Annotated in this window: 14 protein-coding genes; 8 read left to right on the forward strand and 6 right to left on the reverse strand. The window is 70.7% G+C overall.

Annotation, left to right across the window (positions count from 1 at the left end; all coding sequences use genetic code 11):
* The first annotated feature begins 159 nt into the window (after nt 1-159).
* The gene (locus ACTZQ5_RS02150) at nt 160-5,889 is read left to right on the forward strand and encodes an alpha-2-macroglobulin family protein (RefSeq protein ID WP_443583506.1); all 5,730 of its coding nucleotides are present in this window, start codon (nt 160-162) and stop codon (nt 5,887-5,889) included.
* A 126-nt stretch (nt 5,890-6,015) separates the two neighbouring features.
* The gene (gene pbpC, locus ACTZQ5_RS02155; RefSeq protein ID WP_443583507.1) at nt 6,016-8,130 is read left to right on the forward strand and encodes a penicillin-binding protein 1C; all 2,115 of its coding nucleotides are present in this window, start codon (nt 6,016-6,018) and stop codon (nt 8,128-8,130) included.
* 200 nt (nt 8,131-8,330) lie between these two features.
* On the opposite strand, the gene ACTZQ5_RS02160 is transcribed toward pbpC, so the two are convergent.
* Nucleotides 8,331-8,828, reverse strand: a complete 498-nt coding sequence (locus tag ACTZQ5_RS02160; RefSeq protein ID WP_443583508.1) for an outer membrane protein assembly factor BamE — start codon at nt 8,826-8,828, stop codon at nt 8,331-8,333.
* Between the two features lie 105 nt (nt 8,829-8,933).
* Between ACTZQ5_RS02160 and ACTZQ5_RS02165 the strand changes: the two genes are divergently transcribed.
* Entirely contained in the window at nt 8,934-9,446 is a 513-nt protein-coding gene (locus ACTZQ5_RS02165) for a ubiquinol-cytochrome C chaperone family protein (RefSeq protein WP_443583509.1), read from the forward strand.
* On the forward strand, nt 9,443-9,961 hold the full coding sequence (locus ACTZQ5_RS02170) for a DUF177 domain-containing protein (protein WP_443583510.1): 519 nt from the start codon (nt 9,443-9,445) through the stop codon (nt 9,959-9,961). Before ACTZQ5_RS02165 ends, ACTZQ5_RS02170 begins: the two co-directional genes overlap by 4 nt.
* Here the strand turns inward: ACTZQ5_RS02170 and ACTZQ5_RS02175 are convergent.
* The 4 genes from ACTZQ5_RS02175 to ACTZQ5_RS02190 form a co-directional block, all read right to left on the reverse strand.
* On the reverse strand, nt 9,936-11,042 hold the full coding sequence (locus ACTZQ5_RS02175) for an AI-2E family transporter (protein WP_443583511.1): 1,107 nt from the start codon (nt 11,040-11,042) through the stop codon (nt 9,936-9,938). The genes ACTZQ5_RS02170 and ACTZQ5_RS02175 overlap by 26 nt on opposite strands.
* Before the next feature lie 125 nt (nt 11,043-11,167).
* Nucleotides 11,168-11,707, reverse strand: coding sequence for a SixA phosphatase family protein (locus tag ACTZQ5_RS02180; protein WP_443583512.1), 540 nt, complete (start codon nt 11,705-11,707; stop codon nt 11,168-11,170).
* The gene (locus tag ACTZQ5_RS02185) at nt 11,704-14,421 is read right to left on the reverse strand and encodes an ATP-dependent DNA helicase (RefSeq protein ID WP_443583513.1); all 2,718 of its coding nucleotides are present in this window, start codon (nt 14,419-14,421) and stop codon (nt 11,704-11,706) included. Before ACTZQ5_RS02185 ends, ACTZQ5_RS02180 begins: the two co-directional genes overlap by 4 nt.
* Before the next feature lie 46 nt (nt 14,422-14,467).
* Nucleotides 14,468-15,034 carry a Uma2 family endonuclease gene (locus ACTZQ5_RS02190; protein WP_443583514.1) on the reverse strand — a complete coding sequence of 189 codons (567 nt, stop codon included), beginning with the start codon at nt 15,032-15,034 and terminating at the stop codon, nt 14,468-14,470.
* A gap of 54 nt (nt 15,035-15,088) precedes the next feature.
* Here ACTZQ5_RS02190 and ACTZQ5_RS02195 point away from each other — a divergent pair, with 54 nt between their 5' ends.
* The 4 genes from ACTZQ5_RS02195 to ACTZQ5_RS02210 all read left to right on the forward strand — a co-directional run bounded on the left by ACTZQ5_RS02195 (nt 15,089) and on the right by ACTZQ5_RS02210 (nt 20,388).
* Nucleotides 15,089-16,669: a lysine--tRNA ligase gene (locus ACTZQ5_RS02195; protein WP_443583515.1), complete on the forward strand. Its 1,581-nt coding sequence runs from the start codon at nt 15,089-15,091 to the stop codon at nt 16,667-16,669.
* 95 nt (nt 16,670-16,764) lie between these two features.
* The gene (locus ACTZQ5_RS02200; RefSeq protein ID WP_443583516.1) at nt 16,765-17,979 is read left to right on the forward strand and encodes an MFS transporter; all 1,215 of its coding nucleotides are present in this window, start codon (nt 16,765-16,767) and stop codon (nt 17,977-17,979) included.
* The gene (gene nhaA / locus ACTZQ5_RS02205) at nt 17,976-19,172 is read left to right on the forward strand and encodes a Na+/H+ antiporter NhaA (RefSeq protein WP_443583517.1); all 1,197 of its coding nucleotides are present in this window, start codon (nt 17,976-17,978) and stop codon (nt 19,170-19,172) included. The genes ACTZQ5_RS02200 and nhaA overlap by 4 nt, the downstream gene beginning before the upstream one ends.
* A complete protein-coding gene (locus tag ACTZQ5_RS02210) occupies nt 19,162-20,388 on the forward strand; it encodes an MFS transporter (RefSeq protein WP_443583518.1) in 1,227 nt (408 codons plus the stop codon). The genes nhaA and ACTZQ5_RS02210 overlap by 11 nt, the downstream gene beginning before the upstream one ends.
* Here ACTZQ5_RS02210 and ACTZQ5_RS02215 read toward each other — a convergent pair.
* A complete protein-coding gene (locus ACTZQ5_RS02215; protein ID WP_443583519.1) occupies nt 20,385-21,623 on the reverse strand; it encodes a dipeptidase in 1,239 nt (412 codons plus the stop codon). The genes ACTZQ5_RS02210 and ACTZQ5_RS02215 overlap by 4 nt on opposite strands.
* Between the last annotated feature and the right edge of the window lie 98 nt (nt 21,624-21,721).

Below are 21,721 nucleotides of genomic sequence, written 5' to 3' on the forward strand. Positions count from 1 at the left end.
GAAAGTCAAATATGTCCGGAAAGGCGTGAATGCGAACCCAGATGGTTCGGCCTACAAGGCCCGAAACGGTGGCTAACCGACCGTCCCAGCCGGTTTTCCTCGCCACTGGATTTGACCGGTCATCGCGCTTACGCTCCGCCTGCGGCGGGGAGACGGCGAATGCGTGCGGCGATGCGATGGGCAGTGCTGGCTCTGGCGCTGGCTCCGGTAGCGGCCTTCGGCGACGACAGCCCGCAGGTCGTGCTTGCCCAACCCGGCATCGGTGGCGCCGCGGGCGCGGTGGAGCGCTATACGATCCGCTTCAACCAGCCGATGGTGCCGCTCGGCGATCCGCGCGCGCCGGCTCCCTTCACCACCGGCTGCGCCGGCAGCGGCCGCTGGGTCGACCAGCAGACCTGGGTGTTCGACTTCGCCGCCGCCCTGACCGGCGACGCCAAGTGCCGGTTCGACGCTGCCAAGGGGCTGAAGAGCGTCGCCGGCTACGCGCTGAACGGGCGGGCGAGCTTCGCGGTCGATGCCGGCGGCCCGCGCGCGGTGGCGGTGTTGCCGGCGAACGACGGCGACGGGATCGAGGAGGACCAAATATTCCTGGTCGCCGCCGGGATCGCCCCCACCCGCGCCTCCGTCGCGGCCAACGCCTATTGCGCGATCGACGGCGTGGGCGAGAAGATCCCGGTCGACCTGCTCGCCGCCGATCTGCCGGCCAGGCTGATCGGAGGGATGGGGACGCGGAACTGGGCGGTGCGCAGCTTCCTCGACAGCGCCGGACTGCCCGAGGCGATCCCCGCCAGGCCGGCCGAGGCGCAGGCGCTCTACGCCGGCATCACCGCGCTCAAATGCCGCCGGGCGCTGCCGCCGGGACGCGACATGGCGCTGGTGTGGGGCAAGGGGGTCGCATCCGCCGCCGGACGGCTGGCGGGGGCCGACCAGCGCTTCGACTATACCGTCCGCAAGCCCTTCACCGCGCGCTTCGAATGCAGCCGCACCAATCCGCGCGCCGGATGCAGTCCGGTGGAGGCGGCGCACGTCCGCTTCACCGCCCCGGTGCCGATGAGCCAGGCCGCGGCGATCCGCCTCGCCTTTGCGGACGGCAAGGCGATCGCGCCGACCTTCACCGATGACGAAAAGTCACAAGCGACCGTCTCCGACGTGACTTTCAAGGCGCCGCTGCCCTTCGATACGACCGCAAAGCTGACGCTGCCCGCGGGCATCAAGGACGAAAGCGGCCGCGCCCTCGCCAATGCCGAACGCTTCCCGCTCGACGTCCGGTTCGATGCCGCGCCGCCGCTGGTCAAGTTCGCCGCCACCTTCGGCATCCTCGAATCGACGCAAGGCGGCGTGCTGCCCGTCACCGTCCGCAACGTCGAGCCGGCGTTGCAGGGCCGCAACCTCGCGATCGGCGGCCGGACGCTGAAGGTCGGCGATTCGGATGCCGCCGTCGCCGAATGGCTGCGCACCGTCGATGCCGCGGACGACGAGAACGTCGAGGAGGTGAAGCGCGGCGACGACGTGGTGCGGCGGATCAATCACACCGGCGATCGGTCGATCCTCGGCAACCAGGGCGCCGGGCTGAAGCTCGGCCTGCCGGGCAAGGGCCGTGCCTTCGAGGTGGTCGGCATTCCGCTCGGCACGCCCGGCTTCTACGTCGTCGAACTCGCCAGCCCGGCGCTGGGCCGCGCGCTGCTCGGCCGCAACGCCCCCCGCTACGTGGCGAGTGCGGCACTCGTCACCAACATGGCGGTGCATTTCAAATGGGGGCGCGAACGCAGCCTCGTCTGGGTGACGGCGCTCGACAGCGGCCGGCCGGTGGCGAACGCCGCCGTGCAGATCAGCGACAGCTGCACCGGCCGCGCCCTCGCCCGCGGCGTCACCGACCGCAGCGGCGGCCTGATGGTGCCGGCCGGCCTGCCCGCGCCCGAAACCTACGGCAGCTGTGAAAGCACGGGCAGCGCGCACCCGCTCATGGTATCGGCCCGCGCCGGGGACGATTTCAGCTTCGCGCTGACCAGCTGGGGCGAAGGCATCCGGCCCTATGATTTCGAACTGCCCTACGGCTATGCCGCGCCGGCCGAGACGTTCCACACCGTCTTCGACCGCGCGCTGGTGCGCCAGGGCGAGACGATCCACATGAAGCATATCGTCCGCCGCCAGAGCGGCACCGGCTTCACCATCCCGGCGGGCTTCACCGGCACCCTGCGCCTCGCGCACCGCGGCTCCGACACGCAGTTCGACCTGCCGCTGACCATCGACGCGCGCGGCATCGGCGAGACGAGCTGGACCGCGCCGCAAGGCGCCCCCATGGGCGATTACGACCTGCGCATCGTGCACGGGGACGACGTCACCTTCACCGACCAGTCGTTCAAGGTCGACGAATACAAGCTGCCGACGATGCGCGCGACCGTCACCGGGCCGAAGGGCGCCGCGGTACGCCCCAGATCGCTGCCGCTCGACCTGTACGTCGGCTACCTGTCCGGCGGCGGAGCCGCGGGCATGCCGGTCGATGTGCGGGTCGGCTGGTTCGCGCACACCGCCACACCGGAAGGCTATGACGGCTATACCTTCGGCGGTGCCAGGGTGGAGCCGGGCGTCAAGCCGATGAACGGCGACGGCGACGATCAGCCGACCCCGCTGCCCCCCACGCAGACGCTGCCGGTGACGCTGGGCGCAGGCGGCACCGCGCGCACCAGCGTCGACGTGCCGGCGCTCGACGGCCTTGCCGACATGCGGGTCGAGATGGATTACCAGGATGCGAACGGCCAGGTGCTCACCGCCACCCGCACCCTTCCCGTCTATCCCGCGGCGGTCCAGCTGGGCGTCAGGACCGACGGCTGGCTGATGCGGCAGGACGATCTGCGCCTGCGCTTCGTCGCGCTCGGCACCGACGGCAAGCCGCGGGCGAACCAGCAGGTGTCGGTCGCGCTCTATAGCCGCCAGATCCTCACCGCGCGGCGGCGGCTGATCGGCGGCTTCTATGCCTATGACAACCAGATGCGCACGACGCAGCTCGACGCCACCTGTACGGCGACCACCGATGCGCAGGGCCTCGCCCAATGCAGCGTCGATCCGGGCGTGTCGGGCGAGGTGTATGTCGTCGCCACGACCAAGGACGCCGACGGCAACGTCGCGCGTGCGGTCCGCTCGGTGTGGCTGGCGGGCGACGATGCCTGGTGGTTCGGCGGCGACAATGGCGACCGGATGGATGTCGTCCCCGAACGCAACGCCTACCAGGCGGGCGAGACGGCGCGCTTCCAGGTCCGCATGCCGTTCCGCCAGGCCACCGCGCTGGTGACCGTGGAGCGCGAAGGCGTCCTGTCGAGCTTCGTCACCGAACTCAGCGGCACCGACCCGGTGGTCGAAGTGCCGATGCCGGGCAGCTACGCGCCCGACGTCTTCGTGTCGGTGATGGCGGTGCGCGGCCGGATCGAGAGCGGCTGGACCGGCTGGCTCCGCGGCATCGGCGCGAAGCTGGGGCTGGTGAAGGCCGAGCCCGCGCCCGAGCCGACGGCGCTGGTCGACCTCGCCAAGCCCGCCTACCGACTGGGCATCGCCAAGGTGAAGGTAGGATGGGAAGGCCATAGCCTCGCCGTCGCGGTGAAGGCGGATCGCGAGCGCTTCGCCCCGCGCGGCACCGCCGCCGTCGCGCTGCAGGTCAGGCGGCCGGACGGTCGCCCCGCCGCCGGTGCCGACGTCGCCTTCGTCGCGGTGGACGAGGCGCTGCTGCAACTCGCCCCCAACGACAGCTGGGACGTGCTCGGCGCGATGATGGGCGAACGGCCGCTGTCGGTGCTCACCTCGACCGCGCAGATGCAGGTCGTCGGCAAGCGCCATTACGGTCGCAAGGCGGTGGAGGCCGGCGGCGGCGGTGGCGGCGACCTCGCCGCGCTCAACCGGGAGAATTTCCAGCCGGTGCTGCTGTGGCGCGGCCATGTGCCGCTCGACGCGCAGGGGCGTGCCGCGCTGTCGGTGCCGCTGTCGGACGCGCTGTCGTCGTTCAAGCTGGTTGCCATCGCTACCGATGGCGACGGGCTGTTCGGCACCGGCTCCACCGCGATCCGCACCGCGCAGGACCTGTCGATCTATGCCGGCCTGCCGCCGCTGGTGCGCAGCGGCGACTGGTATGGCGCGGGCTTCACGCTGAGGAACGGCAGCGACCGGCCGATGACGGTCACCGCGCGCGTGGAGGTGTTCCCGCGCATCGCCACCGGCAAGCCGCTGACCGTCACCATCCCCGCCGGCGGCGCCGCCCCCATCGCCTGGAACCTCACCGCCCCGCAAGCGAGCGGCACACTGCGCTGGCAGGTGACGGCGACCACCGCCGACGGCAAGGCCGCCGACCGGATCACCGCGATGCAAACGGTGGTGCCGGCGGTGCCGGTCGAAACCTGGGCCGCGGCGTTGACGCGTGTCGGCGATACCACGCTGCCGATCGCACCACCGGCAGGCGCACTGCCCGGCCGCGGCGCGGTCGACGTGCAGCTCGCCGATACGCTCGCACCGCCGCTCACCGGGGTGCGGCGCTACATGAGCGACTATCCCTATGATTGTTTCGAACAGCAGCTGAGCCGCATCGTCGCCCTGGGCGACACCGGGCGCTGGACGGCGCTTGCCGGCGCCATCCCGACCTATCAGGCGCCCGACGGCCTGCTCCGCTACTGGCCGAGCGAGTCGCTCGACGGCTCCGAGGCGCTGACCGCCTACGTCCTGTCGATCACCTCGGAGGCCGGCCTGCCGCTGCCCGCCGCGCCGCGCGCGCGGATGATCGAGGGGCTGAAGGCGGTGCTGGACGGGCGCGTGCGCAACGAAAGCTACGGCGATCCGCGCCAGCAGCGGCTCGTCGCCTTCGTCGCGCTCGCCCGCGCCGGAGCGGCCACCCCGGCGATGCTCGGCCAGATCGGCCTGTCCGCGGCCGAGATGCCGACCGCACTATTGGCCGATTACCTCGCCGCGCTCGACCGCGTCGGCTTCGCCAATGCCGCCGCGCTGAAGGCGCAGGCGGAGGGCGTGCTGCGCAGCCGGCTGGTGTACGAGGGCACGCGGCTCGACCTGTCCGATGCGGCGAACGCGCCCTGGTGGCTGATGTCCTCCGCCGACGAAGCGGCGATCAAGGCGCTGCTGGTGACGCTCGGCCGGCCGGGCTGGCAGGACGAGGCGGCGAAGATGATGGTCGGCGTCGCCTCGCGCCAGTCGCGCGGCCATTGGGACACGACGACGGCCAATGCCTGGGGCGCCGTCGCGGTGCGCAAGTTCGCCGGCCTGTACCCGGCGCAGGCGATCGTTGGCACCACTACGCTCCAGCTCGGCGGCACGGGCGTCTCGCGCGCGTGGCCGCTGGCACCCGACGCGCGGCTGGTCAGCCTGCCGCTGCCGGCCGGCCCGACGCCGCTCGTGCTGCGGCAGAGCGGCGGCAGCGGCCCCTGGGCGACGGTGTCGATCCGTGCCGCGGTGCCGCTCAAGGCCCCGCTGTTCGCCGGCTATCGGGCGACGCGCACCGTCGCCGTGGTGCAGGCGCGCAAAGCCGGTCAGTTCACCCGCGGCGACGTGCTGCGCGTGACGATCACCGTCGATGCCACCGCCGAGCGCAATTGGGTGGTGGTCAACGATCCCATTCCCGCCGGGGCGACGATCGTCGGCGATCTCGCCAACCAGTCGCAGATGCTGGGGGCGGATGGCAGTGGCGAGGGGGTGCAGCCCTCCTACGTCGAGCGTGGCAACGACAGCTGGCGCGGCTTCTACGCCTGGGTGCCGCGCGGCCACTTCACCGTCAGCTACGCGCTGCGGCTGAATGCCGCCGGCCGCTTCAGCCTGCCGCCGACGCGCGTCGAGGCGATGTATGCGCCAAGCGTGCGGGCGCAGCTGCCCAATGCACCGGTGGTGGTGGCGCAGCGGTGAGTGGCCAGCCTTGTGCACACCCCATCGTCATTCCGGCGGACGCCGGGATGACGGTTGGGAAAGGTGTGGCCTCCGCTCCCTCCGTCGATCCCGCGCCCGCCCCGCTCGCCTCGTGGGAAGCCTGACATGGCCTTCACCCCCGCCCGCGCCATCGCCCTCGTCGCGGCGCTCGCGGTCGCCGGCGGCACGCTGGACTATGCCACGCGGCCGCCGCTGCTGCCCGACTATGCCGCCGTCCGTGCGCGCTGGCACCCATCCGAATCCTGGCTCTACGATCGCCATGGTCGGCTGATCGACAGCGCCCGCGTCGACTTCGCCGCGCGCCGGCTCGCCTGGACGCCGCTCGCCGCCGTGTCGCCCGCGGCGCGAAACGCGATCGTCGCTGCGGAGGATCATCGCTTCTTCGACCATGGCGGCGTCGACTGGCTGGCGACCGGTGGCGCCGCGCGGGCGCGGATCGACCGGCAGCGGCCGCGCGGCGCCTCGACGCTGTCGATGCAGGTCGCCGCCTTCCTCGACCCCGCGCTCGCCCGCCCCGGCGCGCGCGGCTGGCTGGACAAGCTGCGCCAGATCCGCGCCGGCCGGGCGATCGAGGCGCGGTGGAGCAAGGAGCAGATCCTCGAAACCTATCTCAACCTCGCCGGCTATCGCGGCGAGGCGCAGGGGATCGGTGCTGCCGCGCTCGGCCTGTTCGGCAAGACACCCGCCAGCCTCTCCCGCGACGACGGCCTGCTGCTCGCCGCGCTTTTGCCCGACCCACGTGCCGATGCCGGCCAGATCGCACGCCGCGCCTGCGCGCTGTCCGGCGGAGGCGACTGCACCCGCTTCCCCGCCGCCGCCGCCGCCATGCTCGGCCCCGCGCGCAGCCTGGCGCTCGATCCTGGCCTGGCGCCGCACCTGTCCGACCGCCTGCTCACCCGGCCCGGCCTGCGTATCGCCACCACGCTCGATGCCGGGGTGCAGCGGCTCGCGATCGCCGCGCTGCGCCGCCAGCTGCTCGGCCTGGGCGGCACCCGCGCCCGCGACGGCGCGGTGGTGGTGGTAGACAATGCGAGCGGCGACGTGCTCGCCTATGTCGGCGGGATCGGCGGCGCCTCCACCGCGCCGGCGGTCGACAATGCCAATGCCTATCGTCAGGCGGGCTCGACGCTGAAGCCCTTCCTCTACGCCCAGGCGATCGAGCGGCGGTATCTCACCCCCGCCTCGATCCTCGACGATTCGCCGGTGCAGCTCGATACCGCCTCCGGCCTCTATGTGCCGCAGAATTACGATCGCGGGTTCAAGGGGCCGGTATCCGCGCGCACCGCGCTGGCGGGATCGCTCAACGTGCCCGCCGTGCGCACGCTGCTGCTCATCGGCGTCGAGCCGTTCCGCGACCGGCTGTGGGACCTGGGCTATCGCGGCCTCGTGGAGGATGGCGACTACTACGGCTTCTCGCTGGCGCTGGGATCGGCGGAGGTGACGTTGCTGGAACAGGCCGCCGCCTATCGCGCGCTGGCGGACGGCGGGCGCTGGCGCCCGCTGCGGCTGACGCTGGCGCAGCCGCGTGCCGCACCTCGCGCTATCGTCGCCCCCGCGGCGGCCTGGATCGTCGGCGACATGATCGCCGATCCCAATGCCCGCGCCGCCACCTTCGGCCTCGATTCGGCGCTGCGCCTGCCCTTCTGGGCCGCGGTGAAGACGGGAACGTCCAAGGCGATGCGCGACAATTGGTGCATCGGCTATAGCGACCGCTTCACCGTCGGGGTCTGGATCGGCAATGCGGAGGGCGATCCGATGCGCGCGGTGTCCGGCACCAGCGGCGCGGCGCCGGTCTGGCGCGACGTGATGATGGCGCTGCACGCGCACACCGGCAGCCGCGAGCCGGCACCACCCGCCGGCGTGGAGGCACGCCGCATCGCCTTCGCCGACGGCATCGAGGAGCCGCGCCGCGACTGGTTCCTCCACGGCACCGCGCAGACGGTGATCGCCGCCGCGCCGCACGCCGCGCGCCGCCCGCGCTTCACCAACCCGGTGGCCGGCAGCGTCTATGCGCTCGACCCCGACATTCCGATCGACCGCCAGCGGCTCAGCATCGGCGTCAGCGGCGCGGCGGCGGCGCACCGCGTGGTGCTCGACGCGCGCGACCTCGGCCCCGCCGACCACCCGCCGCTGATCCTGCCCGGCCCCGGCGCGCACCGGCTGCGGCTGATCGACCTCGCCGGCCGCGTGGTGGATCAGGTGATCTTCACCGTGCGCTGAACCGCGCCCCGGCACGGTACCGGACATTTAAACTTGCGGCCGTATAGAACCAATGCGGCGGCGGCGCGTTGCGCCACCTGATCCCTTCCCCTTTCGGGATCAGTGCCGGTCCAAGCACGGCACGGCCGCGCCGATGCGTAGCAGGCGGCGCGGCCAACAGGGGGTATCATACGCCGTCAGATGCAGACCACCCGCCCGGATCAGGGCGTGTCGCGACCGCCGCCGGTGTTGCTGCCGCCACCCGGACCGCCGGCGCCCGCTGCGCCCACCGTACCGATATTGCCGAACAGATCCTCAAAGAAGCCGCGCTTGCGGCCCAGTGTCGGCGTCGTCTTGCCATAGGGGCTGACGCTGGCGATCTGGTCCAGCCCGGTCCGCGTCACCGATTTCACGGTGCCATTGGGATCGAAGCTGATCTTCAGCGCGATCTGATCCTTCGCCTTGGGCTTCTGGAAATTGAGGTTGCGGCTGTCGCGCGCGACATAATACCAGTCATAGGGCGCGAACTGGCTGGCGATGGTCGGGTGGCCGAGCGTGCTCGATACCGACTGGCGGTTGTCGACGCCGGGCTGCACCGAGTTCACCAGATCGGTGTCGATGATATAACCCTGGTGCGAGCGCAGCGGCGCACACGCCCCCGCGGCAAGGGTCAGCCCAAGACCCGCAAGAACGGCGGTGCGGGCAAAGGATACGCTCATCACTATCTCCAGCGGCGAAGGCGCGCATGGCCGATTGCATCGCCCGCCGATCGCCTCGATATGCGAAGGGCAGGCCGGCATCAAGCGCCGGGGTCGAATGGGGACGTGCAAGTGGGCTGGTGGGGACGGTTGTTCGGCGAGACGCGTGAAGAGGCCTTGCCGCTCTACAATGCGGTGGTGACGCGGGGTCGCGAGGAACATTGGTACCTCGCCGGCGCGGTGCCGGATACCGTCGACGGCCGCTTCGACATGATCGCCGCGGTGCTGGCGATGGTGCTGCTGCGCCTCGAAACGCAGCCGGAGGCGGCGCGCCTGTCCGCGCACCTCACCGAACGGTTCGTCGACGACATGGACGGGCAGCTGCGCCAGATGGGCATCGGCGACATCACCGTCGGCAAGCATATCGGCAAGATGATGAGCATGCTGGGCGGCCGGCTCGGCGCCTATCGCGACGGGCTGACGGCGGGCGACCTGCGCCCGGCGCTGGTCCGCAACCTCTATCGCGGCGCAGGCCCTGCGCCCGCAGCGCTCGACCATGTCGCCGGCGCGCTCACCGCCCTGCACGCCGCGCTGGGCGCCGTGCCGCTCGACCGACTGACCGCAGGAGACCTGCCGTGACCCCCGAATTCAGCCGCCCCGAGCGCCTCGATGCCATCGGCGAACGCGAGCGCGAGGTGCGGATCGCCGCCGATCCGGCCGAGCGCACGGCGCTGGCTGCCCGGTTCGGCGTCCTGTCCGTCGACCGGCTGGAGGCGGTGCTCGGCGTCCGGCGCGAGGCGGCGGGGATCGCCGTGCGCGGCCGGGTGACGGGCGCGGTGGTGCAGGCCTGCTCGGTCACCGCCGTGCCGCTGCCCGCGAGCATAGACGAACCGGTCGCGTTGCTGTTCGTCGAGACGCTTGAGGGCCAGGAAGAGGTGGAGCTCGATGCGGGCGCGCTCGACACGGTGGAGATCGAAGGCGGCGTGATCGACCTCGGCGAAGCCGCCGCCGAGACGATGGCGCTGGCGCTCGATCCGTTCCCGCGCAGTCCCGACGCCGAGGCGACGCTGCGCGAGGCAGGCGTCGTCGGCGACGACGAGCACCGCCCGCTCGGCGCCTTGCAGAACCTCAAGTCGCTGCTGGAGGGGCGTTAGCCGCGGCATCCGGGTCGCCGTCCACCCGTCGCCCCTGGCGCTCCTCGGTCAGGATCTGCCAGCCGGCGATGAACAATGCGGCGACCAGCGGACCGACGACGATGCCGCTCAATCCGGCGACCTCGATCCCGCCCAGCGTCGTCACCAGCACCAGCCAGTCGGGAATCCCGGTGTCGCGCCCGACCAGGATCGGCCGGAGGATATTGTCGGCAAGGCCGATCACCGCGACGCCGGAGACGATGACGACCACCCCCTGCCATACCGCGCCGGTGGCGAGCAGATAGATGGCGACCGGCACCCAGACGATCGCCGGCCCGACCGCCGGCAGCAATGCGACCAATGCCATCAGCAGGCCCCACAGCAGGGCCGCCGGCACGCCGACGATCCAGAACGTGATCGCCCCCAGCGCACCCTGAACCAGCGCGACCACCACCGAACCCTTGATCGTCGCACGGACCACCGACACGAACTTGCCGAGCAGGCGGTCGGCGACGCTGCGCTCCAGCGGCAGCGCGTCGCGCACCGCCGGCGCCAGGCGCTCGCCGTCGCGCAACAGGAAGAAGGTGACGTAGAGTCCGACGCCGAACGCCAGCAGGAAGGCGGCGGCATTGCGCCCGATCGACAGCGCCTGCGCCGCGATCGACTGGAAGCTGCTGCGCAGCCCCTGCGCGATGCGCGCCTGCGCAAGGTCGAAACTGCCGAGGCCGGCACGATCGAGCGGGTGCCGGACCCAATCGGGCAACGCGTCGTGGACCTGATCGAAATAGCGAGCGAAATCGATCTGGCCGCTCTGCACCTTGGCATAGACGCCCGCGGACTGATCGACGACCATGCCGGTGATGGCAAGCGCCGGCAGGATCACGGCGACGAGGATGATGAGCAACGTCGCCGCCGCGGCGAGATTGCGCCGCCCAGGCCATCGGGCGAGCAGCCAGCGGAACAGCGACTGGAACAGGATCGCCGCCAGCACGCTCCACAGCAGCGCGCCGATGAAGGACGACACGACCAGCAGCAGCGCGACCGAAATCAGCACCAGAAACAGGATCAGCCCGCCCGATTCGAGCCGCCGCTTGTCGATCACGTCTTTCCCCCTTGGCCCCACTTCGCCAAGCACTTAACCCGTCACGGCCGTTTCGGGTCCAAGCGGTTGCGCCGTGGCGGTGTGGAAGACTACATGCGCTCGGGCACAGCAGCGAGCCGAAGGTCCTATTCCTCGTCCGGTCCCAGCGCCGGGTCGAGGTCACGCGGGCGCACGTACCGGGTCAGCGACGCGCCACCCGCCGCCACGGTGTTCCAGCGTTCGGCATCCAGCGTCATTTCGGCCAGCGTGGCGGTCGGATATTTCTGCTCGACCAGCAGGCGCAGGTCGCCGACGCCTTCCGGCACCAGCATCAGCACCAGGTCCTCAAGGCCGGGATTATGCCCGACCATCAGCACGCGTCCCGCCGTGTCGGGGAGTTCGTGCACCACGTCGAGCAGCGTCGCCGCCGAGGCGAGATAGATGCGCCGTTCCCATACCGGGCCGAGCTTGCGGCCGTAGCCCGCCTCGATCGCATCCAGCGTCTCGCCGACGCGGATCGCCGGTGACGCGACCACATGGTCGAAGGCGAGGTCGAGATCGCGCATATGCCGCCCGACCGTCTGCGCGGCGCGCCTACCCTTGGCATTGAGCGGACGATCGAAATCGCGGGATACGGGATCGTCCCAGCCGGACTTGGCGTGGCGCAGCAGCGTCAGCGTCTTCAACCGGCCTCTCCGTGGTGCATCGCGGGAGCCGCCTCATGCCCGAAATGGTCGGACAAGGAAAGCCGCGCACGCACCCGCGCCACCGCCTCGTCCAGCGTCACTCGTGCGATGCCGACGCCCGGCGGAAAGGCGGCAAGCAATCGCGACGGCATCGCCGCCGACAGCATCACGAACGCCCCGCGATCGTCGGCACGACGGATCAGCCGGCCGAACGCCTGCGCCAGCCGCGCCCGCACGATGCGGTCGTCATAGGCCGATCCGCCGCCTGCGAGCCGTCGCGCGGCGTGCAGCACGCTCGGTTTCGGCCAGGGCACACCCTCCATCACCACCAGCCGCAGCGACCGGCCCGGCACGTCGACGCCATCGCGCAGCGCGTCGGTGCCGAGCAGCGAGGCGGCGGGATCGTCGCGGAAGATATCGACCAGCGTGCCCGTGTCGATCGGATCGACGTGCTGCGCGTGCAGCGGCAGCCCCTCGCGCGCCAGCCGATCCGCGATGCGGCCGTGCACGCCGCGCAGTCGCCGGATCGCCGTGAACAGCCCGAGCGTGCCACCGCCCGCGGCGACGATCAGCCGCGCATAGGCGTTGGCGAGCGCGGGCAGGTCGCCACGCTTGACGTCGGTGACGATCAGCACCTCGGCGAGATCGGGATAGGCGAAGGGACTGCGCGCCTCGAACCGCGACGGCGCGCGGGCGAGATGCGGCGCGCCGACCCGCGCCTCCGCCGTGTCCCAGTCGCCACCGCCGGTCAGCGTCGCCGAGGTGACGAGCGCGCCATGCGAAGGCTTCAGCACGATCTCGGCGAAGGGCTTGGTCGGATCGAGCCAGTGGCGGTGCAGGCCGATGTCATATTCGCGCCCCTCCACCCGATCGACCGCCAGCCAGTCGACATGCGCCGGATCGACCGGGCCGCCGATCCGGGCGAGCAGCGCCAGCCACGCCGCCACCGTCTCCGCCCGCCAGCCGATCGAGGCGATCGCGCCTTCCACCCGCGCCCGTGCCGGGGCATCCATCCAGTCGGGCGCCTCGGCCAGCACCGCTTCCAGCCGCCGCCCGAGCGTGACGAGCGGCCGCACCAGCGCATCGAGCGCTGCGGCGGCGGGCGCCGCCGCCTCGATCAATTCGGGCGTCGGCTCGGCCAGTTCGGTTTCCAGGCCATAGCCGGCGTCGCCCGGCTGCTCGGCGCGCGCATAGGTGAGGCCGCGAACGGCGGCGAGCAGATGCTCGACCGGCCCGAACGGCGCGCCTTCCGCGATCCGCCCCAGCCAGCCGTCGCCGGCGAGGTGGCGCGCCGCCGCCACCGCATCCTGGATCGCGATGCCGCCCTGTTCGTCATAGCTGGCGACGTCCGACAACCGCGCCTGAAGCCCGCGACGCCGGCCACGACCGCCGCTTTCCGGGCCGAGGATCCAGCGCCTGAGCTCGATCGTCTCCTGCCCGGTCAGCGCGGTGGAGAACATCGAATCGGCTGCTTCGAACAGGTGATGACCTTCGTCGAAGACATAGCGCGTCGGCCGCGTCGACGTTTCCCGCCCGCGCGCCGCATTGACCATCACCAGGGCATGGTTGGCGATCACGACGTCCGCTTCCGCGCTCGCCCGCGCCGCGCGTTCGATGAAGCATTTCCGGTAATGCGGGCAGCCCGCATAGACGCACTCGCCGCGGCGATCGGTCAACGCCGCAGGACCATTGCGGCGGAACAGGGTGGGCAGCCAGCCGGGCAGATCGCCACCGACCATGTCGCCATCGGCGCTATACGCCGCCCAGCGCGCGACCAGCTGCGCCAGGATCGCGGCGCGGCCGGCAAAGCCGCCCTGCAGCGCATCCTCCAGGTTGAGGAGGCACAGGTAATTCTCGCGGCCCTTGCGCGTCACCACCTTGTGCCGGCGCACCGCAGGATCGGGGAAAAGCCGCTCGGTTTCCTTGGACAGTTGGCGTTGCAGCGCCTTGGTGTAGGTGCTGATCCACACCGCACCGCCCGCCCGCTCCGCCCAGAGCGAGGCCGGGGCGAGATAGCCCAGCGTCTTGCCGATCCCCGTCCCCGCCTCGGCGAGCACGAGGTTGGGGGCGTCGCGCATCGCCCGCGGCGCAAAGGCATCGGTCGCCGCGGCGGCGAAGGCGCGCTGCCCGAGCCGCTCCTCGGCGCCATGGCCGGTGAGGTCGGCGAGCCGCGCCTCGGCGTCGGCGGGCGGGATCGCGACGGTCAGCGGCGCCGGGCGGGCGGCATGCTCCTCCCATTCGGGCAGCGTGGCGAACAACCAGCGTTCGTTGACCTTGGGCTTGGCGAGCAACGGCGCGATCGCCGGCGCCCAGGGCCAGCGCAGCCGGGTGAGCGACTGCGCCGCCGTCCAGGCGCCTTCGCGCTCGCGCCACTCGCCCTCCGGCACCGCAAGCAACGCCGCCGTCGCCTCACGCAGGAAGGCGGCGACATCCTCGTCCGCCTCGGGCGGCGACAGGTCGACGGCGCGCGCCAGCCCGCGGGGCGTCGGCACCGCAAAGCGGGCAGGATGCAGGAAGGCGAACAGTTCGAGCAGGTCGAGCCCGGACAGCTCCGGATACCCCAGCCGCTGGCCCACCAAGGGCGCATTGAGCAGGATCACCGGCGTATCCGCGGCGATCCGGATCGCCTCGCCCCGTCCGATCGGCCGCGTGCCCTCGGCATCGGCGATCCAGATGCCGCCGTGGCTGGCGTGGAGGGCGGGATAAGGGATCACGCCAAGGCCCATACCGCGGAACGAATCGCAAACGCCAGAGGCGGAATCAGAGGATGCCGGCGCCGTTCACCATCAGGTCGGGCAGCGTGATGCTGCGGATATCGCCCGCGAGCGGCACGATCCGCGCGTCGGCATAGTCCCCGTCGCGGGGCGTCCAGAACTGGTGGACTTCACGCCGGCTCACATCGGCAACCCAATATTCCGGAATGCCGTGTTCGGCATATAGCTGCTTCTTGACCGTCAGGTCGGTGCGCAACGATGACGCCGCCACCTCGATCACGATCGCGATGTCCGCCGCTTCCCAGTAGCGGCCCTGCACATCCGGCCGCGCAACGAGGACATCGGCGTCGGGCATATTGTGCGGAGGAAACGACAGGCTTGCCTCGACATAGGCATCGAGGGGCGAGGCGATGCCGCGCAGCGCCAGCCTTAACCGGAACATCAACTCGTTCTTCAAACGGCCATGCGGCACGTGCTCGGAATTCACGGTGACGATGACCCCCTCGATCAGCTCGACGCGCTGCATCGCGAACGCACCTGCCTCCCCGAGCAGTTCGTAGTCCTCGATGCGCAGCTTGAACGGCTGCAGTTCGCCGGGCGCCAGCATGTTCATGGCACCACCATAGCATTTGCGCTTCGCGCCCCAAAGCGGCAGATGCGCGGCGCTATGACTGACACCGACCTGCGCTCCGCCGCCCTCGAATCCAAGGCCTGGCCCTATGAGGAGGCGCGCAAGCTGCTCAAGCGCTATCCGGACGGCAAGCCCGGCGGTGCGCCGATCCTGTTCGAAACCGGTTACGGCCCATCGGGCCTGCCGCATATCGGCACGTTCAACGAAGTGCTGCGCACGACGATGGTGCGCAACGCCTTCCACGCGCTGTCGGACCAGCCGACGCGGCTAATCGCGTTCAGCGACGACATGGATGGCCTGCGCAAGGTGCCGGATAATGTTCCCAACGGCGACATGCTGCGCGAACACCTGGGCAAGCCGCTGACCCGCATCCCCGATCCGTTTGGCAAGTTCGACAGTTTCGCCGCGCACAACAACGCCATGCTGCGGCAATTCCTTGATCGCTTCGGCTTCGACTACGAGTTTGCCTCCTCCACCGACTATTACGAGGGCGGCCGGTTCGACGATGCGATCAAGGGCGTGCTGCGCCACTATCAGGGCATCCTGGACGTGATGCTGCCGACGCTGCGGGCGGAGCGGCGCGAGACCTACTCCCCGGTGCTGCCGGTCAGCCCGGTCAGCGGCGTCGTGCTACAGGTGCCGGTCGAGGTGGTCGATGCGGAGGCGGGCACGATCGCCTTCACCGACGCGAGCGGCGAACGGATCGTCCAGTCCGCGCTTGGCGGCCAGTCCAAGCTGCAGTGGAAGGTCGACTGGGCGATGCGCTGGGTCGCGCTCGGCGTCGATTACGAGATGGCGGGCAAGGACCTGATCGATTCGGTGACGCAAAGCTCGAAGATCGCGCGCGTGCTCGGCGGCCGACCGCCGGAGGGCTTCAACTACGAGATGTTCCTCGACGAAAAGGGCGAGAAGATCTCCAAGTCCAAGGGCAACGGCCTCAGCCTTGACCAGTGGCTGACCTATGGCCCCGAGGAAAGCCTCGCCTTCTTCGCCTATCGCGAGCCCAAGAAGGCGAAGGCGCTGCATTTCGGCGTCATCCCGCGCGCGGTCGACGATTACTGGCAGTTCCGCGGCAACTACCCGACGCAGGAAGTGGCGCAGCGGCTCGGCAATCCCGTCCACCACATCCACGACGGCAAGGTGCCGACGGCGACGCTGCCGGTCACGTTCGGCCTGTTGCTCAACCTCGTCGGCGTGATGGGGGAAGCGAGCAAGGAGCAGGTGTGGGGTTACCTGCGCAACTACGTGCCCGAGGCGAATGCGGAGCGCGACCCCGAACTCGACCGGCTGATCGGCTATGCGCTGGCCTATGCGCGCGATTTCGTCGCGCCGACGCTGAAGCGCCGGGCGCCGGAGGGTGTCGAGGTGGAGGCGCTGCGCCGCCTGGACGCCGACCTCGCTGCGTTGCCCGGGGAGGCGAGTGCGGAGGATATCCAGAACGTGGTCTACGAGATCGGCAAAACCGCCGGATTCGAGTCACTGCGCGACTGGTTCAAGGCGCTGTACGAGACGCTGCTCGGGTCCGAGCAAGGCCCGCGCATGGGAAGCTTCATCGCGCTATATGGCGTGGACAACAGCCGCCGATTGATCGCCGAGGCCCTGGAAAAGGCGGCTTAACGCCTCCCCGACCAAGGGGGAGAACATCGGGAACTCCCCCTTGCCCGAACCATTGATCTTGCTGCAATGCAGCAAGGCCGGTTAGGGCATTCATCATGACATTACGACAGACCGCCGAGGCGCATCCCGGCCTCGTCCATCTCGCGCTGGCGGTGGGCGGGTTCGCGATCGGCACCACCGAATTCGCCGCCATGAGCCTGGAGCCCGACCTGGCGCGCGGGCTCGGCGTCGATGCGCCGACCGCGGGGCATGTCATCAGCGCCTATGCGCTGGGCGTGGTGGTCGGCGCACCGACGATCGCGGTGCTGTCCGCCAAGATGGCGCGGCGCACGCTGCTGATCGTGCTGATGGCCTTGTTCGCGATCGGCAACACGCTGTCGGCGCTGGCCCCCTCCTATGGCTGGATGCTCGCCTTTCGCTTCCTCGCCGGCCTGCCGCATGGCGCCTATTTCGGTATCGCCTCGCTGGTCGCCGCCTCGCTGGTGCCGGAGGGCAAACGCACGCAAGCCGTCGGCCGCGTGATGCTCGGGCTGACCGTCGCGACGATCGTCGGCGTACCGTTCGCGACGCTGCTGGGACAGGTCGCCAATTGGCGCTGGGTGTTCGCGCTGGTGGCGGTGCTGGCGCTGACCACCGCCACGCTGGTCGCCTTGCTCGCGCCCGTCGACGCGCCGGATCGCGATGCCAGTCCATTGCGCGAGCTGGGCGCGTTGCGGCGCAAGCAGGTGTGGCTGACGCTCGCCACCGGCGCGATCGGCTTCGGCGGCATGTTCGCTGTCTACACCTATCTCGCCGCGACCCTGACCGACGTCACCGGCCTTTCCCCCCGCATGGTGCCAGCGATGCTCGCGGTGTTCGGACTGGGGATGACGATCGGCAACCTCGTCGTGCCGCGCTTCGCCGACCGCGCGCTGATGCCGACCGCGGGCGTGCTGCTGCTGTGGTCGGCGGCGGCGCTGGCGCTCTATCCGCTTGCTGCCGGGCATGTCGCGACGATGACGCTGGACGTGTTCGCCATCGGCCTCGGCGGCGCACTCGGCACCATCCTCCAGACGCGGCTGATGGACGTCGCCGGCGATGCCCAGGCGCTCGCCGCCGCGCTCAACCATTCGGCGTTCAACACCGCCAATGCGCTCGGTCCCTGGCTGGGCGGCCTCGCCATCGCAGGCGGGCTCGGCTGGACATCCACCGGTATCGTCGGCTGCGGCCTGGCGCTCGGCGGGTTCGCGATCTGGGCGGTGTCGCTGGCGGTGGAGCGCGGCGGCTTCGGCTTGTCGCACGCGCGCGAACCGCTACGCACGAGCCGATGACCAGACGCGGCCAGCACAGCGCATTGCGCGACTTCCTCCACAGCGAGGCGGCCGGCGGCATCGTGCTGATCGCCGCCGCGCTGATCGCGATCATCGTCGCCAACTGGCCGGCGACGGCGCATGGCTACGAAGCCCTGCTGCACCTGCGCACCGGCCCCATCCTGGCCCCCGCGCTGGGGCCGATGACGCTGCACCTGTGGATCAACGACGGGCTGATGGCGCTGTTCTTCCTGCTCGTCGGGCTGGAGATCAAGCGCGAGTTCGTCGACAGTCGGCTGGCGAGCGCGGATCGCCGCCGCCTGCCCTTCATCGCCGCCGCGGCGGGCATGGCGGCGCCCGCACTCGTCTTTCTGGCGGTTGCCGGGGCGGAACCGGCGCTGCAGCCCGGCTGGGCGATCCCCGCCGCGACCGACATCGCCTTTGCGATCGGCGTGCTCGCCCTGCTCGGCAGTCGCGTGCCGCCCGCACTGAAGCTGCTGCTCACCACCGTCGCCATCGTCGACGACATGGGCGCGGTCGCGATCATCGCCATCGCCTATACCGAATCGATCCGCGTCGCCGCACTCGCCGGGGCTGCGCTCGCGGTCGTCGTGCTGTACGTGCTGAACCGTCGCGGCGTGATGCGCCTGTGGCCCTATCTGCTGACCGGCGCGGCGCTGTGGCTGTTCGTGCTACAATCGGGCGTGCATGCGACGATCGCCGGCGTCGTCACAGCGGCGTTGATCCCGATCCGGCCGTCGCCGGGCGCACCCGACGACGCGCATTCGCCGCTCCACCGGCTGGAACATGCGCTGCATCCCTGGGTCGCCTTCGCCATCGTGCCGCTGTTCGGTTTCGCCAATGCCGGCGTCTCGTTGGCGGGCACTTCGCTCGCCACCTTTGCCGAACCGCTGGTCCTGGGCGTCGCGCTTGGCCTGTTCCTCGGCAAGCAGGCGGGGATTTTCGGCGCGATCTGGGGCGCGGACCGGCTGGGCATCGCGCGCCGCCCGGAAGGGGTCGCCTGGGGCCAGCTCTATGGCATGGCGCTTGTCGCGGGGATCGGCTTCACGATGAGCCTGTTCATCGGCGGCCTGGCCTTTGCCGACCCGGCCCGGCTCGAACAGGTGAAGCTGGGCGTGCTGGCGGGATCGATTGCCTCCGCGCTTGCCGGTGCGGCGGTGCTGATCGCCTGCGGGCGGCGCCATGCCCGCTGACGCCGCCCTGCGGCAGGGGACACCCGCCTATCGCCGGTTGACGCTGGCGATGCTGTTCGCGGGCTTTTCGACCTTCTCGCTGCTCTATGCCGTGCAGCCGCTGCTGCCGCTGTTCGCCCATGATTACGGCCTCACGGCGGAGGGGGCATCGCTGGCGGTGTCGCTCGCCACCGGCCCGCTGGCGATCGGCATCCTGTTCGCCGGCATCCTGTCCGACCGGCTCGGACGGCGGCCGCTGATGGTCTGGGCGATGTTCGCCGCGGGTACGCTGACGCTCGCCGCGGCGGCCGTGCCGGGGTGGCATATGCTGCTCGTGCTGCGCCTGCTTACCGGCATCGCGCTTGCCGGCGTGCCTGCGGTGGCGATGGCCTATGTCGCGGAGGAAGTGGATGCCGCCTCGGTCGGTGCCGCCATGGGCCTCTATATCGCCGGCAGCGCGATCGGCGGCATGGGCGGGCGGCTGATCGCCAGTATGGTCGCCGATGTCGGCGGCTGGCGCTGGGCGCTGGGCTGCGTCGGCCTTGCCGGGGTGGCGATGGCCGAAGCCTTCCGCCGCCTCGCGCCGCCGTCGCGCGGCTTCACGCCCGGCGTCGGCGCCAATCCGCTCCACGGCGCTGCGGCCTTGCTCCGCGACGCGGCACTGCCCCTGCTGTATGCCGAAGCGTTCCTGCTGATGGGCGTGTTCGTCACCATCTATAATTACGCAGGCTTCCGCCTGCTCGCCCCGCCCTATGGCCTTAGCCAGACGGCGGTCGGCGCGGTGTTCCTGCTCTACATCCTCGGTTCGGCCAGTTCGGCGCTGTTCGGGTCCTTCGCAGGCCGGGTCGGGCGGCGGCGCGTCTTCTGGCTGCCGATCGTACTGCTGATCGCCGGCGTCGCTGCCACCGCCGCACAGCCGCTCGTGATGGTCATCCTGGGCATCGCGCTGGTGACGGTCGGCTTCTTCGGTGCGCATTCGATCGCCAGCGCCTGGGTCGGCCGCCGCGCGCTCGGCAACCGCGGTCAAGGCGCGGCGCTCTACCTGTTCTTCTATTACATGGGATCGAGCGTGCTCGGCTCGGCGGGCGGCTTCGCCTGGACGCACGCCGGCTGGCCCGGCGTCGCGGCGTTCTGCGCGATCCTCGGCGGCATCGCTCTCGTCATCGGCCTGCTGCTCGCCCGCATTCCGCCCTTGCCCCTGCCGGAAGGAGCGGACGCCGCGCCGGTCGAGGCCTAGCGCGCGGTCGCGTCCACCGGCGGCTGGCCTGCCAGCCGCCGCGATACCGCCTCCACCGCCTCCATTACCCGCAGGATGTTGCCACCGGCCAGCTTCGCCATGTCGGCATCGCTCCAGCCGCGCCGCACCAGTTCGGCGAACAGCGCCGGATAGCCATCGACGCCGGTCATGCCCCGCGGCGCGGTGCCGTTGATCCCGTCGTAATCGCCGCCCAGCCCGACATGGTCGTGCCCCGCCACCCTCGCGATATGGTCGACGTGGTCCGCCACGTCCTTCACCCCGACCACTGGTTCGGAATGTGCCGCATCCCATGCGACCAGCGGTGCCGGCGCGCGTCCGCCATAGACGTTGGCCGGCACGCCGACGGACCTGGCGTAGGCGGTGCGCGCCACATCCCAGGCGCGCCATGCGTCCGACACGAACGCGGGATAGACGTTGACCATCACCACGCCCCCCTTGGCGCCGATCGCGCCGAGCAGGTCGTCGGGGATGTTGCGCGGCGCAACCGTCACCGCCCGCGCGCCGGAATGCGAGGCGATCACCGGCGCCACCGACACCGCCAGCGCATCGCGCATGGTCGTGTCGGCGACATGGCTGACGTCGACGATCATGCCGATGCGGTTCATCTCGGCCACCACCTGCCGTCCGAATGCGTTGAGGCCGCCGGCGCGCGGCGCGTCGGTGGAGCTGTCCGCCCACTCCAAGCTCTTGCCGTGGGTCAGCGTCATATAGCCGACTCCCAGCGCCTTGTACTGGCGCAGCACCGACAGGCGCCCGTCGATCTGGTGGCCGCCCTCGACCCCGATCAGCGAAGCGATCCGGCCGCTCTTCTCGATCCGCCGCACGTCGGCGGCGGTCGTCGCCATCGCCAGATCACTGGGATGCGCGGCGACGAAGCGGCGGACGATATCGATCTCCTCCAGCGTCATCTCGACATTGCGCGGCCCGATCGTGTCGGCGGGGATCCACACCGACCAGAATTGCGCGCCGACATGGCCGCGGCGCAGGCGCGGGATGTCGGTTTGCAGCGGATGCGGCAACGTCGCGGTGTCGCGGGATAGGTCGGTCGCCTCGACGGCGCCGCCCTGCCCCTCGCGCAATTCCCAGGCGAGGTCGTTGTGGCCATCGATCACCGGCATCGCCGTCAGCACTCGATCGACCCGCGCGGCGATGGCGGCATCGGACGGGACGGGCGCTGAGGACATTTGCGCGACCAGCAGGGCGAGAAATGACATCGCGGCAATCAAGCAGCTTCCCCGCTCGGGGGCCAGCCGGTCTTGGCGGGCGGATAGCTTTTCTTTCTATTCCTACTAAGCTGATGGGATATCTTCCA

The sequence above is a fragment of the Sphingomonas cellulosilytica genome (assembly GCF_052321755.1).
GTDB lineage: Bacteria > Pseudomonadota > Alphaproteobacteria > Sphingomonadales > Sphingomonadaceae > Sphingomonas.